Below are 935 nucleotides of genomic sequence, written 5' to 3'. Positions count from 1 at the left end.
CCACCGGGTGGCAAACGCGGTAGCTTCAGCCAGGTTGAACATAACCGCCCCACCCCGCCCCCGTCGGCGGGCAGGCAGCGCCATGCCGTCCAGTTCGCCGCCGGTGCGCACTGCATGCACAAGCGCGCCGGGCCTGACCCGCAGCAGGCTGGCAAACACATCAAGTCGTATATGCATCATTCCCGTCCTCCGGAAATAATTATGCATTCAGCAGGTTCCATAATCCGTAAACGACGCAGGCGCTGAGCAGAGGAAGGCTCAGCACCGTCAGTCGCCAGACAAGCGGCTCCGCCATAAACATGGCGAAAGTGCGCCGCTCACGGGTCATAAAGTCCGGCAGCAGCAGGTCCACGGCGGCGGCAAAGGGCTCAAGCGCGTCCGCCGCTGCGCCAGACGCCTGCAGGCGCCCCTGTAACACGTTCAGCGCCCCGAGCACCATATAGCTGAGCTCGCCGGCCCTGAGGCTTTCCCCCCGCGCGGCTTGCCCGCCGGGCGCTGTGCAGCAGGTCCATGATGCGCTCGCGCTCGCGACCCGGCGCTAACGGGTCCAGCAGGGTAATAGCCCGGATAAGCCGCTGTTCGCGTTTTCTGTTTCGCATGCCTGTTCCCTCAGAGCAGGCCGCCGCTCAGCGCCTGCCGGCACCAGCGCGTTTCCTGCAGGTAAGCCTGAAAGCTCCCGTTCTCTGACGCCGATACCCGCTTTTCCGTGAGCTGCCACAGGCGGTAGCCCGAGGCCAGCGCCTGCACGAAGCCCGTTGCTGAGAGCAGCATGAGCACGAGCGTGACGCAGCCCACGCGCAGCCAGCCGGTTCCGCCAATGCTACTGCCTGCGGCCATCAGCGCAAACAGGAAGCCCGCCACCGGCAGGCCGGTGAGCCACATCAGTCCCCACCAGAACCAGCGGCTGAGGCGCAGGTTCCGAGCCAGCCGTTCCG

At 66.0% G+C, this 935-nt stretch carries 2 protein-coding genes and 1 pseudogene; all 3 read right to left on the bottom strand.

Annotated elements, in window-relative coordinates; all coding sequences use genetic code 11:
- Positions 1-180: pseudogene (locus HA45_RS27760) on the bottom strand (hypothetical protein); the annotation flags it as partial.
- 19 nt (positions 181-199) lie between these two features.
- The gene (locus tag HA45_RS23340; protein ID WP_128599099.1) at positions 200-439 is read right to left on the bottom strand and encodes a hypothetical protein; all 240 of its coding nucleotides are present in this window, start codon (positions 437-439) and stop codon (positions 200-202) included.
- A 170-nt stretch (positions 440-609) separates the two neighbouring features.
- Positions 610-935: conjugal transfer protein TraX (traX, locus tag HA45_RS23335; RefSeq protein ID WP_158087336.1), on the bottom strand; the 326-nt coding region annotated here is incomplete at its 5' end.

Origin of the sequence: Pantoea rodasii (assembly GCF_002095465.1) — a bacterium.
Lineage (GTDB): Bacteria > Pseudomonadota > Gammaproteobacteria > Enterobacterales > Enterobacteriaceae > Pantoea > Pantoea rodasii.
Note: the sequence above shows the minus strand (reverse complement) of the source record. Positions and strands in the feature narration are given on the sequence as shown.

Excerpts from the sequence above, each read along its gene's own strand:
- HA45_RS23340 (WP_128599099.1), bottom strand. The coding sequence starts at position 439 with ATGGTGCTCGGGGCGCTGAACGTGTTACAGGGGCGCCTGCAGGCGTCT.